Source organism: Sorangium sp. So ce295 (assembly GCF_051527405.1).
Taxonomy (GTDB): Bacteria; Myxococcota_A; Polyangia; order Polyangiales; family Polyangiaceae; genus Sorangium; species Sorangium cellulosum_B.
This window is the reverse complement of the sequence record NZ_CP150324.1, coordinates 9418314-9433256: the sequence shown is the minus strand read 5'-3', so window position 1 is coordinate 9433256 and position 14943 is coordinate 9418314. Positions and strand designations below refer to the sequence as shown.

14 protein-coding genes are annotated in these 14943 nt (G+C 73.1%); 4 read left to right on the top strand and 10 right to left on the bottom strand.

Going from position 1 to position 14943, the window contains the following annotated elements; genetic code table 11:
- Nucleotides 1-193: 193 nt before the first annotated feature.
- From WMF11_RS35775 to WMF11_RS35760, 4 genes are all read right to left on the bottom strand, one after another.
- Nucleotides 194-2494: a CapA family protein gene (locus WMF11_RS35775; RefSeq protein ID WP_437973922.1), complete on the bottom strand. Its 2301-nt coding sequence runs from the start codon at nucleotides 2492-2494 to the stop codon at nucleotides 194-196.
- A 429-nt stretch (nucleotides 2495-2923) separates the two neighbouring features.
- Complete coding sequence (locus tag WMF11_RS35770; RefSeq protein ID WP_437973921.1) at nucleotides 2924-4033, bottom strand: HPP family protein; 1110 nt, start codon at nucleotides 4031-4033, stop codon at nucleotides 2924-2926.
- A gap of 118 nt (nucleotides 4034-4151) precedes the next feature.
- A complete protein-coding gene (locus WMF11_RS35765) occupies nucleotides 4152-6077 on the bottom strand; it encodes a hypothetical protein (protein WP_437973920.1) in 1926 nt (641 codons plus the stop codon).
- 76 nt (nucleotides 6078-6153) lie between these two features.
- Nucleotides 6154-6696 (bottom strand): hypothetical protein, encoded by a 543-nt coding sequence (locus tag WMF11_RS35760; RefSeq protein ID WP_437973919.1) that lies wholly within the window; start codon nucleotides 6694-6696, stop codon nucleotides 6154-6156.
- Nucleotides 6697-6738: 42 nt separating this feature from the next.
- Between WMF11_RS35760 and WMF11_RS35755 the strand changes: the two genes are divergently transcribed.
- Complete coding sequence (locus WMF11_RS35755; protein ID WP_437973918.1) at nucleotides 6739-7338, top strand: hypothetical protein; 600 nt, start codon at nucleotides 6739-6741, stop codon at nucleotides 7336-7338.
- 11 nt (nucleotides 7339-7349) lie between these two features.
- Nucleotides 7350-9203, top strand: a complete 1854-nt coding sequence (locus tag WMF11_RS35750; RefSeq protein WP_437973917.1) for a hypothetical protein — start codon at nucleotides 7350-7352, stop codon at nucleotides 9201-9203.
- A 67-nt stretch (nucleotides 9204-9270) separates the two neighbouring features.
- On the opposite strand, the gene WMF11_RS35745 is transcribed toward WMF11_RS35750, so the two are convergent.
- The 6 genes from WMF11_RS35745 to WMF11_RS35720 form a co-directional block, all read right to left on the bottom strand.
- The gene (locus WMF11_RS35745) at nucleotides 9271-9519 is read right to left on the bottom strand and encodes a hypothetical protein (RefSeq protein WP_437543878.1); all 249 of its coding nucleotides are present in this window, start codon (nucleotides 9517-9519) and stop codon (nucleotides 9271-9273) included.
- Nucleotides 9520-9748: 229 nt separating this feature from the next.
- A complete protein-coding gene (gene rraA, locus WMF11_RS35740) occupies nucleotides 9749-10231 on the bottom strand; it encodes a ribonuclease E activity regulator RraA (RefSeq protein WP_437973916.1) in 483 nt (160 codons plus the stop codon).
- 63 nt (nucleotides 10232-10294) lie between these two features.
- A complete protein-coding gene (locus WMF11_RS35735; RefSeq protein WP_437973915.1) occupies nucleotides 10295-11686 on the bottom strand; it encodes a sigma 54-interacting transcriptional regulator in 1392 nt (463 codons plus the stop codon).
- 149 nt (nucleotides 11687-11835) lie between these two features.
- Nucleotides 11836-12762, bottom strand: a complete 927-nt coding sequence (gene grxD / locus WMF11_RS35730) for a Grx4 family monothiol glutaredoxin (protein ID WP_437973914.1) — start codon at nucleotides 12760-12762, stop codon at nucleotides 11836-11838.
- A 153-nt stretch (nucleotides 12763-12915) separates the two neighbouring features.
- Nucleotides 12916-13434 (bottom strand): hypothetical protein, encoded by a 519-nt coding sequence (locus WMF11_RS35725; RefSeq protein ID WP_437973913.1) that lies wholly within the window; start codon nucleotides 13432-13434, stop codon nucleotides 12916-12918.
- A 53-nt stretch (nucleotides 13435-13487) separates the two neighbouring features.
- Complete coding sequence (locus tag WMF11_RS35720; protein ID WP_437543868.1) at nucleotides 13488-13844, bottom strand: hypothetical protein; 357 nt, start codon at nucleotides 13842-13844, stop codon at nucleotides 13488-13490.
- A gap of 152 nt (nucleotides 13845-13996) precedes the next feature.
- Here WMF11_RS35720 and WMF11_RS35715 point away from each other — a divergent pair, with 152 nt between their 5' ends.
- Entirely contained in the window at nucleotides 13997-14647 is a 651-nt protein-coding gene (locus WMF11_RS35715; RefSeq protein ID WP_437973912.1) for an RNA polymerase sigma factor, read from the top strand.
- The gene (locus WMF11_RS35710) at nucleotides 14644-14904 is read left to right on the top strand and encodes a hypothetical protein (RefSeq protein WP_437973911.1); all 261 of its coding nucleotides are present in this window, start codon (nucleotides 14644-14646) and stop codon (nucleotides 14902-14904) included. The genes WMF11_RS35715 and WMF11_RS35710 overlap by 4 nt, the downstream gene beginning before the upstream one ends.
- Nucleotides 14905-14943 lie beyond the last annotated feature (39 nt).

The window sequence follows — 14943 nt, the reverse complement described above, 5'->3', positions numbered from 1 at the left end:
GCAGGCGGCCGGCGTCAACATCGGTCGGGTCGATGGGCTCCAGATCGGCGCCATCAACGTCTCGCAGGAGCAGCGCGGGCTCCAGATCGGCTCTGCCTCGGCGTCGAGCTCGGCCTGCTCGACGCCGCTCGGCGTGTTCGCGCCCCCGCCGCCCCCGCCGCGCCCGCTGCCCTCGCGGGCCGCGGCGGCGCGCTCAGGGCGTCGCCGGGGCCAGCGCGTACGACCGGTGCGTCATCGTCACGCCGAGGCTCGTGAGCGCCGGATCCGTGGCGGTGCAGCGCACGAAGCTCCAGTCGTTCGGCGTGGCGAACGCGAACCCGAGGGAGCTGTCGGCGACGGTGCCCTCCCACTCGATGAGCGACACGTCGTCGAGGAACGAGGTGGCCTCGCCGCTCGCCGGCACACCCGCCCTGAAATAGAACCGGACCGAGCCCGCGTTCGACGGCGGGGTCAGGTCGACGGTGAACGGCTGCCAGCCGTAGGTGCCTGCCGCGCGCGTGAACACGACGCTGTTCGACACGCTGGTCCCGCCGCTCGTGTACCAGTAGACCTGCACACGCATCTGGCCGGCGTTGTTTCCCTTCATGTAGCCGGTCAGCGTCAGCTTGCGGCCGGGCTCGAACTTGACGCGGTTGTTCATATAGGTCGAGACCTCGGATGTGCTGCTCGACTTGCGCAGGAACACCATCGCGCCGGTCCCGCCGTGGACGACGCTGTTCTCGATGTAGCGGTATTCGCTCATCGACCACATCGAGCCTTCGTGGGAGGTGTCGTCGACGTCGCCGTCCTCGAAGTCGCCGTAGAGCATGATCTCCCGGCCGTAATCGCAGCTCGCGGCGGCCGTCGTCCGGACGGCGGCGAGCGAGTCCGCCGGGGTCGAGCGCAGGTGCGCGAGGGGGCCTGTACGGCGGCTCGTGAGCGGCACGGTCCGCGTCTCGACGGCATCGCTCGTCGTGTACTGCGAGGCGCTGCTCGCCGCGGCGGCCCGCGGGCCGCTCGCGAACACGACCGCCCCGGTCAGGCCGTCCGCCGCCTCGCCGGGCGCGGGCGCCGCCGGCAGCGTCGTGGAGAGGTGGCCGATGTGGCGGATCGCCCGGCCGAGCCAGGCGCCGCCCACGAGCTTCGGGACGTAGTCCTCGTTCTGGAACGGGATGAGCTGCACGCGGTGCACCGCGCGGTTGCCGCTCGCGTCCTCGTCGATGTCGATGGCGGCGAGGTACGACTGGTACGTCTCGAAGATGTCCTGATCGAAGACCATGTTGCCGAGCGACATGAAGATATAGCGGGGGCCGGCGCCGGCGTTGTACAGCCCGATGCCGTGGATCGTGTGCGGGTGGTGCGCCACGACCATGCCGGCGCCCTTCTGGACGAGCTGCGTGAACCGCCGCCGCATGCCGGACGACGGATAGTCGCTGTACTCGATGCCTCCGTGCAGCACCGGGATGGCGAAGCGCCCGACCGCGTCCTCCGCCATGAAGTCGCTGATCTCGGTGAGGCTGAGCTCGAGCGCGCCGGCCTTGGGAGGGGGCCCGTCGGAGGCGGTGAGCGTGTACTCCGGGAGCGTCGTCCCGTCGTTGACGAGCTGGTTGAACCCCTGGAAGGCCACGTCGACGCCGCCGAGCGTCCGGTAGAGCACGGTGCCCTTCGCCATCGTCTCGTCGAGCCCCGCGCCGAACCAGTCGAGGCCGGCGTTCGGGACGGCGGTGAGCGTGTCGGCGACGCCTGCCCCCAGGTAATCGAACATGTGGTTGTTGCCGAGGCTCACGGCGTCGACGCCGGAGAGCGCGAGCGCTCTGACCGTCTCGGGGTAGGAGAAGAACGTGAACGACTTGTAAGGGTGGGGCGTCTGCGGGTTGGCAGTGACGGGGCACTCCAGGTTGACCTGGGTGTAGTCGGCCGACGAGAGGACGTCGCGCAGGAACGAGAGGATCGCGCTCGCGTCGGCTTGCCGTGTCGCGGGGCGGATCAGATCGCCCACCTCTCCCTCGACGCCGTCCTCGTCGCTGTCGATGAAGCGCCGACCGAACATCGTGTCGCCTCCCACGAGGATCCGGGCGCGGCCCGCGCGCTGCTCCGTCAGCACGACGCGGCCGACCCCGGCGGCCGCCTCGGCGAGCGGCAGGTGCAGATCGGCAGGGACGATCTCGCTGTAGTACCCGTCGACCTCGACGCGCAGCAGGACCGAGCGCCGCGCGAGCGCCGCCAGCGTGAACGCGCCCGCGCCGTCGGTGAACGCGATCTCGCCGTGGTTGACCGCGCCGCTCCCCCAGCCGATGGCCGTCACCTCCGCCCCCGCGATCGGCGACCCCGCCTCGTCGACGACGACGCCGGTCACGTCGATGGGGGCCGCCGCGTAGGTCGCGTCGTACGCGGCTTCCGTGGCGTCGAACTGGTACGCCGCCAGCGCGTCGCCCGCGGCGAGCCAGGCGCAGGCCGCAGCACACACGGACAGCGGCCTGGAGGTGATGACGCGGACAACGGGTCTTTCTGCCATGTTCGCTCCCGATCGGTTGGGGCCTGTTCGAGGACAGATGATCTCGACAGGCGTGATGGGCGCCAGAGCTCCTTCAGGGCCGGCTCAACACGTGCATCCACACATGCAAATATGCCGTGTGACCAAACTCCGAGGTGACCAAGGCCGACGATGGGGTCGCGAGCGTCGACTGGCCGCTCAGCCCTTGCTGGAGAGGCCGCGAGAGCGCCGACCCATGCACGATTCGATCCGTTTCAGCGATGGCGCTGGAGACAAAGACGATTATCTCGAGACTATCATGTTTCGATCATCGCCCGCTATACGCTCGCGTGGAGCAGCCGGCGATTTGTCGTTTTGAAGATGTGTTCCTGCACGTGAAGGCGTGTGCATGGATGGTGCGCTGTGGCGATGCGCGCCTGTGTCGCATAGGGGCGTACTGCCCTGCGTGCGCTACCCGACCAGCGCCGAGCCCTTGGCGAGCTGCGCGCGGCTGATCACGGCCAGGAGATCGGTTTGGGTCACGATGCCGCGCAGGCGCATCCTGGCGTCGACGATCAGCGCTTCGTGCACGCGCCCGCGGGAGAGGAGCTGGAAGAGCTCGTTGATCGGCGTGTCCTCGCTGGCGGTCTCGAAGTAGATGGACGGCAGGTCGCGCACGGCGGCCTCGGGCATGGCCGACGCGATCGAGACGTCGATCGCGCCGTGCACGACGCCTCGCTCGTCGACCACCGGCAAGACGCGCAGGGCGCGCTCGCGGAGGCGGCGGAGCGCGAGCGCGCTCGGATCGTCGGGGTGAATCGTGACCAGATCGCGCGACATGATCTCGCCGCAGGTGACGCCTCCGCGCAGGCGCCGGTGCGCCTCCTCTTCGACGTGCCGGACGAGGGCGATCAGATCTTCGCGCTCGACGTCGAGCGGCGTACCGAGGCGCTCGAGGGCGGCGTCGATGTCGCTCGGCGAAAAGCCGACGCGGAGCTCGGGCGGGGCATCGGCGGTGCCGTGGGGTGAGGCCGGCAAGGTCACGACGTGCGGGTAGCTGCGGCGCACCAGGTTGTTGAACACGAGCCCCGCTGCCACGAGCAGCAGGGAGTTGATGGCGACCGGCACGAGCGCGAAGTGATAGCCCAGGCTCGTCACGGCCGGCCCGCCGATGACCGCCGTGAGCGCCACCGCGCCCGCGGGCGGGTGCAAGCACCGGAGCAGGCTCGTGACGGCGATGGTGACCGCGACCGCGACGGCGCCGGCGCACAGCGGATCGGGGATGGCGCGAGCCGCCGTGACGCCGATGACGGCCGCCAGCACGTTGCCGCCGAGCACGGACCAGGGCTGGGCGAGCGGGCTGGCGGGGACCCCGAACACGAGCACGGTCGAAGCGCCGATCGGCGCTATCAGGAGCGGAGCGTGCGCGGTGGGGCCAAGGCAAGCGTGCATCACGAACCCGGTGGCCAGCAGCCCGAGCAAGCCCCCGGCAGCAGCGTAGATCCGCTCGCTGACGAGCAACGGCGTGCGCATGGGCTGGAACCGCGTAAGAAAGCTCGAGCCCGCAACTCCGAAGCTCATCGCGCGGCCATATATCGAGATGTTCGCGCGCTGTCTACGGAGGCTTACGGAGGCTTACGAACGCTGACGGGGGGCTCGCGGAGCGCGAAGGCGTGTTGGGACGGGGGCTGACCCGGCGCTACGCCGCAGCGGAGACCGCCTTCTTGCGGGGACGCGGCGCGCGGGTCGCCCCGGCCGCGCCGGCGCCGGACGGCTTCGTCGGCGTGGCGCTCGCGGGCGGGGTGGACACGGCGCGGACCAGCGCGGCGGCGATGGCCGCCGTCATCCTCGCGGTCGGCAAGCGCGGCGTGAACGCGAGCACGCGCTCGCCGGGGCGCCGGCCGCGCGAGGACCGGCCGCTCTTCGCGAGCCCCTCGACGGCGCGCTCGCACGGCGAGCCGGGGGCGACGCGCAGCAGGACCTCGGGCAGCCCGATGGCGCCGCCGGCGCCGGGCGCGTAGACGACGCCGACCTCGATCCCGACGAAGCCGGGGAGCGCCGCGCGCGGCGAGAGGCCGAGCCGGAGCTCGTCGGCGTCGGGGCTGCCGTCCGGGATGCGGAGGCGGCCGACGACGCGGAGCTCCTGCGCCGCGGCCGCGGCGCCGGCGGGCGCCTTCCGCAGGCGCCGCACGCGCCGCGCGACGTCGCGCAGGAACGCGACAGGCCGCGCCGCCGGATCGGCGGGGAGCTCGGCGAGCCGGCCGGTGCAGAAGATCGCGAGCAGCGCCGTCGCGTCGAGCGCGAGCAGGTGGGCGTGGTACGGCGAGGCGGCCGCCACGGCGTGGACGCCTGCGCCGAGCCCGGCGAGCAGCGCGACGAGCAGCGCCTTTCCGGCGCGCGTCGAGACGTCGAGGTAGACGCCGCGCGCCCGCGGCGGCTCGCGGAACGCCTCGGCCTCCGCGATGGGGAGCCACTTGCCAGGGCGCCGCAAGGTCGCGGCGGTGCGCTCCGGGCGGGGCGTGCGGTGCGCGGCGAGCGCGGTCGCCGCGGCCACGAGCGCGGCGCCCGGCGTGCCGTCCCTGAGCAGGAGCTCCAGGGCGACGCCGGCGACGAGCGCGAGCCCCGCGAGCGCGGCGCGCGGCGCGAGCGGGATCGGGACGAGGGGCCGCGGCAGGGCGCCCGCGGCGCGCGCGAGGCGCTCGTGCTCGCGCGCCTTGAGCGCGACGAGGGCGCTGTAGAGCGCGAAGAGGACCACGCCCGCGGCAACGTAGAGGGTGCGGCTGCGATCGGGGCTGCCGGCCGCGGCGTCCGAGATGCGGCCGAGCGTGTCGGCCCCGGGCTTCGCCGCGGCGGGCTCGGGCTGGAAGGCGCGCGCGTCGGCGCGGATCGCCCACCGGATCGGCTCGGCCTTGGGGGCGTACGGGCGGAGCAGCTCCAGCTCGTCCTTGTCGAGCGCGCGGCGGAGCGTCGAGAGCGTCGTCGGCGCCGGGAGCGCGTCGGGGGACGCCGCCTCGCCCGCCTCGCCGGCGCGCGCCTCGTCGACGCGCGGCTCGTCGGGCGCGGCCGGGAGCGCGACGGTGAGCCGCGCCGAGTCGTAGCCGTCGTCCCAGACGGGGCCGCTCCAGGAGACGCGGGCGCTCGGGCCGTCCTGCCGGATGAGCCCGCGCTTCATGAGGTCCGTGCGGTAGCGGAAGAAGAGCACGAACACCCCGCGGCTCAGCCCCTTGCCGTCGAAGCGGGCCCGCATCGCCGCCGGGCGGCGCGTGCCGTCCTCGCGCGGCCGGGGGTCGGGGGGCAGGAGCTCGATCGCGACCGGCGTCGCGGACGCGAGCGAGCCCGCCTCCGCGGCTTTTGAGGGCACGGCGTAGCTGCCCTGATCGAGCTGGGCGTCCGGGTCGACGCCCTGGATGTCGAGCCCGCGGAGCGGCCCGCCCGAGATCTTCAGCGTGACCTTGTGCTCGACCGTCGCGGCGCCGGCCCGGTCGATCGACAGGCGCACGTCGTCTCCGGCGATGTGCACCTCGACCCACGCGCGCGCGGGGAGGGCGAACGCGATCGACAGGAGCGCCGCCAGGAACGGGAGCAGCAGCGCCGGCCCGGGGCGGCGGGCGATGCGAGAGGGCATGGTGCAGGAGTCCCACGTCGCCGCGCGCGGGGCCAAGTTCCCCGCGGTACTGGGGCCGCGCAAGCGAGGGCGTCGATCAGAAGACGACGCCGAGCGAGAGCGACCCCATGAGCTTGATCTTCCCCGCCTTCTCGTAGAAGGAATACTGGTAGGGGCCCGCGGTGATCGTCACGGGATCGGCGAGCGCCACGCCGATCCCGAAGCCTCCTGACATGGCGAATCCGCCGTCTCGGCTGAGCACGTTCGTGCTCCCCACCATGCCGCCGAGGACGACGCTGCTCACATCGCCGCGGCCCTCGAGCCGCCCGGGAGGGGTGATGACCGCCTCGAACGACTCGTAGCCGATGCGCCCTTTCACCCAGAAGCCTCGCAGCGCCTTGCCTTCGACGTAGACACCGACGTCCGCCGCGAGCGCGTAGCCGGTCGTGTCGAGCGACGCATCCTCCAGCGAGCCCCAGATCCACGACGGCGCGATCCCGATGGTGAGCGGCCCGATGATCGCGACCTCGCCTTCGAACGTCATCTTCCCGAACAGGAGATCCAGCGCGTTGTAGCGGACCGACCAGCGGCAGCAGGTGGACTCGGGGGGCTTCGGGGGCGGCGGGGGCCCGGCCGGCAAGGCGTAGCCCTGACCATAGCCGGGCGGCTGCTGGGGATAGCCTTGCTGGGGATAACCTTGCTGCGGGTATCCCTGCTGAGGGTAACCTTGCTGGGGGTATCCCTGCTGAGGGTATCCCTGCTGAGGGTATCCCTGCTGCTGAGGATATCCTTGTTGCTGCGGATACCCCTGCTGCTGAGGGTAGCCTTGCTGAGGATATCCCTGCTGCTGAGGGTATCCCTGCCGCTGCGGGTAGCCTTGCTGAGGATATCCCTGTTGCTGCGGGTAACCTTGCTGCTGCGGATACCCTTGTTGCTGCGGATACCCCTGCTGCTGAGGGTAACCTTGCTGAGGATACCCCTGCTGCTGGGGATACCCGGACGGCGCCTGGGCAGCTCCGCCGGGCTGCGCCTGGCCCTGCGGGAGCGGCTGAGCGTTCTGTTGCGCTGTCGCCGCTGGCGCGAGGAGGAGCGCGCCGAGGCCGAGAAGGAGGCCGCAAGCTGCCGGGCGGAGAGCTGCCCTGGAGGAGGGCGCGCGCGCGGGGCCCAGACCCGTGGTGAAAGCGCAATCCATGGCGGTGGACTGTACCGAATCCCGAGCACGCCGGCTACACGCGCGCCGCGAACCGTCGCCGTGCTCGCGCGCGCGATCTCCAGCCTGTAATCTCCGTCCCGATGCCAGTCCCCGAAGTCGCCGCCGTCACAGAACTCGCGCCTGGAAGCGCCGCATCGAGCGGCGCCGCGGCCGTGCCGGCGGTCGATCCGCGCGCCGCGAGCGGCGCCGAGACAGCCCCGGCCGAGCTCGATCGTGCGCTGTCCGAGCTGGGCGACGCCGCGCTCGGGTTCGCTCGCATGCCGCCCCTCGAGAAGGCCTCGCTGCTCCGCTCGTCGCTCCCGGGCCTGCTCGCCGCCGCGCGCGCCGAGGTCGAGGCGTCGTGCGCCGACCGGGGGCTCGATCCCGGGTCGGCGGCGAGCGGCGAGGCGTGGCTCGCGGGGCCTTGCGTCACGCTCTCGCAGGTGCGCCGCCTGGCCGAGGCGCTCGAGGACATCGCCGCGCGCGGGCGCCCCCGGCTCGGCCGCGGGGCGGTGCGCGCCCGCGCGGACGGCCGGATCGAGGTGGAGGTGTTCCCGACGCGCCTGAAGGACACCGCCCTGCACGGGCCCCTCCGCGCGCGCGTGCTGATGCAGCCCGGGGCGACGCGCGAGAGCGTCCGCGAAGAGCAGGCGCGCTTCTACCAGCAGCGCGACCCCGAAGGGGGCGTCGCGCTGGTGCTCGGCGCGGGCGACGTCGCCGGCGTTCCCCTCCGGGAAGCGCTGCACAAGCTCTTCGTCGAGGGGCGCGTCGTGGCGCTCGCGATGAGCCCGCGGAGCGCGCCCCTCGGCGCGCTGATGGAGCGCGCCCTCGCGCCGCTCGTCGCGCGCGGGCTCCTCCGCTTCGTCTACGGCGGCGCGGATTCGCGCGCCTACCTCGCGGCCCACCCCGCCGTCTCGGAGGTCCACGTCACCGGCCCGGCGGGCGCGCACGACGCGCTCGTCTGGGGGCCGCCGGGCCCGGCGCAGGCGCGCCGGCGGGCCTCGGGAGAGCGGCTGCTCGACAAGCCCATCTCCTCCACGCTCGGCGGCGCCAGCCCGGTCCTCGTGATGCCGTGGCTCTACGGCGGCGACGAGCTCTGGTTCCAGGCGAGGTGCCTCGCGAGCCAGATCGTGAGCGGCGCGTCGCACGGCGGCCACGCCGCGAGCGTCCTCGTCCTGCCCAGGGGTTTCACACAGCGGCCGCTGCTCTTCCGGATGCTGCGCCGCGCGCTCACCGCCGTGCCGCTGCGGCGCGCCGCCCACCCGGAGGCCGACGCGCGGTACGCCGCCCTCACGGCCGGGCGCGCGCCGATCGAGCCCGAGCGCCTCGAGGCCTCCGCCGACGTGCCGCTGCCGTGCGGGGTCGCGCGCATCGGCGCGCCAGGGCCGGGCGAGCTCCCCTGGACGCTGATCGCCGGGCTCGACGCCTCGGACGCCGCCGAGCCGCTGTTCTCGACCGAGCCGCTCGGCGGCGCGCTCTCCGTCGTCGAGGTCGGCTCGAGCGATCCGGTGGAGTTCCTGCAGGCGGCGACCCGCTTCTGCAATGACCGGCTCCGGGGCAGCCTTGGCGCGACGATCGTGATGCATCCGATGAGCGAGGAGGACCCCGCCGTCGGGGCCGCGCTCGACCGCGCGCTGCTCGATCTTCGGTACGGCGTGATCGCGGTGAACCAGGCGCCCGCCGCCGCGCACGCGGCCGTCGTCCCGCCCTGGGGGGGTCACCCGGGCTCGACGCTCGCCGACATCCGGAGCGGGCTCGGCTTCGTGCACAACACAACAATGCTCGCGCAGGTCGAGAAGACCCTCCTGCGCGCGCCGCTCACCGCCTTCCCGCGGCCGCCCGGCTTCTACGATCACCGGCGCTCCCACGTCGTCGGGGAGCGGCTCGCGGCCTGCGCGGCGGATCCAGGGTGGGGGAGCGTCGCGCGCGTCGTGGCGGCCGCGCTGCGGGGCTGACCCGGCGTCGCGCCCCCACCTCGTCTCGTCTCGATTCCGTCTCGATCCCGCCGCGGTGGCGCGGTGATCAGGAGGGGAGCGACGAGCGGAACTCCTTCACCTTCTCCACGATCTCGCGCAGCGCGTGCCGCGATGCCTCGGAGACGTCGTCGGCCAGCTTCTCGGCGTCGAGGAGCTTGGGCTCCAGCTTGTCCCAGGCGTCCTTCGCGTCCATGCCGGCAAGGTGGAGCCTGACGCGGATCTCGTCGCGCAGGGTCTGGAGCGACTCCAGGCTCTTGTTCAGATCGCTCTTCAGTTCCGATGTGATGTTGCCCATTCTTGTCCTCCCGATTCTACGAGTGTTGATCGCTCCTCCCCTGCTCGTGATGCATTGGCCGCGCCAGTTGGCGCGCTTCGACGCGGCGCGCGACGTTCACGCGTCCTGACCGGATCCGAGCCCATCCATACCGGGCGCAGCCGCCGCGCGCCCTCCTCTCCAGGTGTGGCAAAAGCGCCCAGAGACGTGCGTTTTGCCGCACCTCGGACGCGAGCGCGCGCGCGGGCTCTCAGGCAAGTTGCGCGTGCGCGCAAACGATGCCGTCATGATCGGCATAGACGAGCTCGCCAGGAACCCACGTGACCCCGGCGAACGTCACGGCGATGTCGCGGTCCCCCGCGCCCTTCTTGGCGCTCTTCCTCGGGTGCGTCGCGAGGGCCTTCACGCCGATCGGGATCTGGACGATCGCCTCCGCGTCGCGGATGCACCCATGAACGATCACACCGGCCCAGCCGTTCTGGTGGGCCATGGCGGCGATGTTGTCTCCGAGGAGCGCGCAGCGGAGCGAGCCGCCTCCGTCCACGACAAGCACCCGCCCCTGGCCGGGCTCTTCGAGCGCCTTGCGGACGAGCACGTTGTCCTCGTGGACCTTCACCGTGGTGATGCGCCCGTGAAACAGCCGGGCTCCGCCGTAATCCCGGAAGATCGGATCGGCGACGAGGACGTCCGGGTGCTCGTCGCATAGATCCGTGGTTCTGATCTCTGAGCTCATGAAGACTCCCCGCCGCCTTCCTAGGCTGTCGACCGCCGGATTCAACCGCTCATCCGCCCCCGGTCACGAGGGCTCGTGGCGCTCGCCGTCCTTGGCGGAGGGGAGGGAGGCGCCGCCCTTGCGCTTGCCCGCGACGGCGAAGGCCGACGAGTCGACGCCATGCCGGGCGAGCCACCGGCGCAGCTGGTTCCGGTGCATCCCGAGCGAGCGCGCCGCGCGCGTGACGTTCCCCTGCTCGCGCCGCAGCGCCGTCTCGATGGCGAGCCGCCGCATCTCCGGCGGCGGCGGCGTGCGCCTCGCGACCTCCGTGATGTCGAGGCCCGCGGACGGCGCGAGATCCGCCACCTCCACGGCGGTGCGCCCGGCCGCGAGCGCCGCGAGGCCCGCCTGCCGCACCTCGCAGAGCAGCTCCCGCACGTTGCCCGGCCACGCGCGCAGCGCGCAGCACTCAAGGAAGCTGGCCCCCGGCGCGAGCCGCGCGCCGGTGCGCCTGAGCTCCGCCGCCACCAGCCAGGGGATCTCCTCGAGCCGCTCCGTCAGCGACGGGATCCGCACCTCGGGCCGGCCGATCCGGTAATAGAGGTCGTCCCGGAACCGGCGCGCCGCGACCTCGGCCTGGAGATCCTTCAACGTGGCCGCGCACAGGCGGAACTCCACCTTGCGCGGGCGCGTGTCGCCGAGCGCGACGACCTCCCGGGTCTCGAGGACGCGGAGCAGCTTCGGCTGAACCGCCGGATCGAGCTCCGCGATCTCGTCGAGGAACAACGTGCCGCCGTGAGCCGCCTGGACATAGCCCTCGGCGTCGGCGGTCGCGTCCGAGTAGGCGCCGCGCCGCGCCCCGAAGAACAGCCGCTCCGCGAGGCCCTCCGGGATCGCGGCGCAGTTCACGGCGACGAAGGGGCCGCCCCGGCCCGTCGCCGCATGGTAGGCGCGCGCCCCGAGCTCCTTGCCCGAGCCGCTCGGCCCGGTGAGCAGCAAGGTATCCCCGCGCATCCCCGCGCGGTGGATCGCCTCGCGGACCTGCCTGAGCGTGGGGCCGACCAGCCCGTCCTCGTGCTCCAGGACCCCGCCCCGCTGGAACGGCTCGATGTCCGCGGTGAAGCGCAGCAGCGTGCTCCCGAGCCGGATCACGCGCGGGGGCGACGAGAAGACCTGATCCTCGATCTGCGCTCCATCGACGAAGGTGCCGTTCCTGCTGCCGAGATCGGTGATCCGGAGACCCCCGCCTGACAGCGCGATGCGGGCGTGCCGGCGCGACACCTGCTCGTCCTCGACCACCACCGTGTCGTCCGCCGCTGCGCGGCCCAGCACGACCGCGCCGCCCTCGAGCGGGATCGGCGCGCAGGCAGGCTGGCCGCGGGCGAAGATGACCACCAGGCCAGGCGTCGCCCCCTCCGGCGACGCCGACCGCGCGGTGTCGGACGCCCTGATCGTCGACTGATCGTCGGCACCCACACCTTACGCATACATGATCCCACGCCGGCCCTGAAGGCTCTCGGATATCGGCCGTTGTGGTTAAAAAAATCTATCGAGCCGCGATGCCCGCGCCTCTCCCGTCGTGGGTGTGCGGCTGCTCGTCGCGGGCGTGCCTCTGGCCGAGGCGCTCAGTACCGAGGCACCGAGGGGTCGACATCTTGCGACCACGCGTCGATTCCGCCCTGGAGGTTGTAAAGGTTCCTGTAGCCCTTCGCGAGGTAGTGCTCCGCGGCCGCCTGGCTGCGGCCGCCGTGGTGGCAGTGGAAGACGATCCGCGCGTCCTTCGCGAGCGTCTCCAGGTACCGCTGCCCTGCCTGATCGAGGTGACGGGCCCCCTCGATCCTGGCGATCGTGCGCTCCTGCTCGGTCCGGACGTCGAACAGCTCGATCGCCTCGCCGCCGTTCAGGAGGGCCTTGAGCGCGGTCGACGAGATCTGCTTGACCTTCGGCGGCTCGTTCGGGCTCTCCAGCTTGAAGCCGCCGCCGGAGGGGCCCTCGACGAAGTCGATCGACAGCCCCTCGGCGCGCCGCGCGCTCGCGCGGTCGAGCAGGAACACCGCCCCGTCCGCCTGGGCCTCGACGTCGCCTGCCTGCCGCGGGCCGAAGTAAAGGCCGTAGTTGTAGGACGGGTCGATCTCGATGTGGACGAAGTCGGCCTCGGACTCCCTCGCGGCCGCGAACGCCGCGAGCGCCGCCGCGGTCACGCGGAGCGTGGGCGGCGCTTGCGCCTCGCCCTGCGCGCGCCCGAGCGCCTTCACGAGCTCCCCGGTCGCGTGCAGCTCCTTCACGATGTCGCAGCCGCCGATGAACTCGCCGCGGACGTAGAGCTGCGGGATCGTGGGCCAGCTCGAGAACTCCTTGATGCCGTCGCGCAGCGCGGGATCCGAGAGCACGTCCACCGTCTGGTACTCGGGGAGGTGCTCGTCGAGGATGTTCACCACCGTGGCGGAGAACCCGCATTGCGGCACGGTGCGCGTGCCCTTCATGAACAGGACGACATCGCTCTCGCGGATGATGGTGGCGATCCTGGCCCGCATGGGCTCGCTGAGGCTCATGTGCTTGCTCTCCCTGCGCGGAGGTGGCGGTGCGGTCGGCTCCCGCGCGCGTCCGCGGGCCTCTCGCTAGCATGAGCAAAGCACGGCAGCGAGGCCCTCCAGCCGGCCTCGCCCGCGTCGACCGAGGGCGGAGCGCGCGGCCTCCCCGCGCGCTCAGCGGCCGAGCAGGAGCCCCAGGACCGCCGCGAGCGCGGCGAGGGTCGCGATGACGGCCGGCGCGCCGAGCTCGGCGCCCAGCACACGGAAGCGCCCGCCGTTCGCCGTCGGAGAGCGCGCGAGCGCGTCCGACGGGGGCGGCGTGACGCGGTGCACGCCCGGCGACGCCGCGCTGTCTTCGCGGAGCTCGACGAGGAGCTGATCGAGCGGGGCGCGCTCGCCGAAGGGGCGTACGAGGCGGAGCGTCACGCCGCCGCTGAGATCGGGGGGGAGCCGGAGCCGCAGCGTCCTCGCGGCGACCTCCGCCGGGGCGCGGTGGGCGCCGCTCCGGGCGCAGCTGTCGCAGCCGCCGCCGTCGCAGCGGGCGCAGGTGACGCGGGCGGGCACGGTGATCTCGATGTCGGCGCCGTCGCGCGCCCACGCCGCCGGGACGGCGATCGCGAGGCGGCCTCGCGAGCCGTCCGAGGCGTCGAGGCCATCGCGGTCGATCAGCTGCGCGAGCTCGGCTCTGCCCATGGACCTTGTGTGCCGCACCCGGGCCCCGGCGCCAAGCGCCGACGCGCCGCGGATCACGCCGCCCGACCGGCGCGCAGGATGCCCACCGCCGAGAGCAGGCACGCGATGGCGAGCAGCAACCCGCCGAGCGACCCGGGCCGCGTGCTCTCCTTCAGCCCCACGACGAGCACACGCGCGATCTCGCCGTCCGGCACCTTCGCCGGGTCGGACAGGTAGCTGAACACCGCGCCGAGGTCGATCCACGTCGCGTGGATCGTCGCGACCAGCGTCGTCAGCCCCATGGCCGCGATGAACCCGAGCTTCCCGGGCTCCGGCCGCCGGGCGAACTGCAGCCCCGCGCCGACCGTGACCATCCCGAAGACCAGGATAGGCCACATCCCCCAGCCGCCCTCGACGAAGAAATCGAACATCGGTGCCTCCCTCTCGTCTGCTCTTCTCTGCCTGCCGCGTGTCGCCGCCGCCGCCGTGTGCGCCGGCCTTCACGAGCCCCAACGCGGCGCCGCGGATCCCGTGACCGGAAAACTTCCTTGTCACGCCCGCGGCCCTCGCGCGTTATGCCGGCGTGGAGAGGGAGGGCGCAGCAGCTCCGTCCGACGCCGAGCTCGCGGCTCGCCTGAGGCGCCGCGATCCGCGCGCCTTCGACGCGCTCTACGCGCGCTACCACCCCCGGATCTTCGGCTTCCTCGTGCGCCTCTCCGGCCGGCGCGACGTCGCCGAGGACCTGTTCCAGGACACCTGGCTCGCCGTCGCGCGCCACGCCCGCCGGCTCGCCGAGGACACCGATCTCGCCGCGTGGCTGTTCACGATCGCCAGGAACCGCTACCGGAGCCACCGCCGCTCCGCCTTGCTCGACCTCGCCCGCGCCGCGCTGTTCTCCCGCGAGCCCGCGCCGGCCGCGCCCGAGCCCGAGGGCACGGCGGACGCCCGAGCCGACGTGGCGGCGCTGGAGGCGGCGCTCCGCGATCTCGCGGCGGTGCACCGCGAGGTGTTGCTCCTCGGGGCCGTCGAGGGGCTCGACACGGCGCAGGTCGCCCAGGTGCTCGGCATCCGCGAGGACGCCGCCCGCAAGCGCCTGTCGCGCGCCCGCGCCGAGCTTGCGGCCCGCCTCGAAAGGCGAAATGCTGAGCGGCCCCGGCGGGGATCGACGACCTCGATCTCCGCCGCGGACGCCGCGGACGCGCCGGATGGACAGACGCGGGGAGGTACTCGATGAAGCCGTTCTCAGGAGAGGATCCGCTGGCGAGGGGCCTCGCCGATCTGCCGCCGGTCGCCCCGCTCGACCCGGCCCGGGCCGACGCGGTCCGGCGCCTCGCCCGCGCCGCGCTGGTGGAGACGGAGCGCCCCGCGCCGAGCGCGCGGCTCTCGCTGGCCTGGTCGGCGGTGATCCTGCCGGGGCTCCTGCTGAGCTCGGGCTGCGTGTACGTGTGGGATTCGGTGCAGAAGATCGGGCGGATCTACGGGGGAGGGTAGCGGCCGCGCGGCGCCTTCGCCGCGCGGCCCGTGACGAGC

What these genes read in the sequence shown, in the direction of transcription:
- WMF11_RS35775 (WP_437973922.1), bottom strand. Translation starts at nt 2,494, where the DNA reads ATGGCAGAAAGACCCGTTGTCCGCGTCATCACCTCCAGGCCGCTGTCC.
- WMF11_RS35770 (WP_437973921.1), bottom strand. Translation starts at nt 4,033, where the DNA reads ATGAGCTTCGGAGTTGCGGGCTCGAGCTTTCTTACGCGGTTCCAGCCC.
- WMF11_RS35765 (WP_437973920.1), bottom strand. Translation starts at nt 6,077, where the DNA reads ATGCCCTCTCGCATCGCCCGCCGCCCCGGGCCGGCGCTGCTGCTCCCG.
- WMF11_RS35750 (WP_437973917.1), top strand. Translation starts at nt 7,350, where the DNA reads ATGCCAGTCCCCGAAGTCGCCGCCGTCACAGAACTCGCGCCTGGAAGC.
- WMF11_RS35745 (WP_437543878.1), bottom strand. Translation starts at nt 9,519, where the DNA reads ATGGGCAACATCACATCGGAACTGAAGAGCGATCTGAACAAGAGCCTG.
- rraA (WP_437973916.1), bottom strand. Translation starts at nt 10,231, where the DNA reads ATGAGCTCAGAGATCAGAACCACGGATCTATGCGACGAGCACCCGGAC.
- grxD (WP_437973914.1), bottom strand. Translation starts at nt 12,762, where the DNA reads ATGAGCCTCAGCGAGCCCATGCGGGCCAGGATCGCCACCATCATCCGC.
- WMF11_RS35725 (WP_437973913.1), bottom strand. Translation starts at nt 13,434, where the DNA reads ATGGGCAGAGCCGAGCTCGCGCAGCTGATCGACCGCGATGGCCTCGAC.
- WMF11_RS35720 (WP_437543868.1), bottom strand. Translation starts at nt 13,844, where the DNA reads ATGTTCGATTTCTTCGTCGAGGGCGGCTGGGGGATGTGGCCTATCCTG.
- WMF11_RS35710 (WP_437973911.1), top strand. Translation starts at nt 14,644, where the DNA reads ATGAAGCCGTTCTCAGGAGAGGATCCGCTGGCGAGGGGCCTCGCCGAT.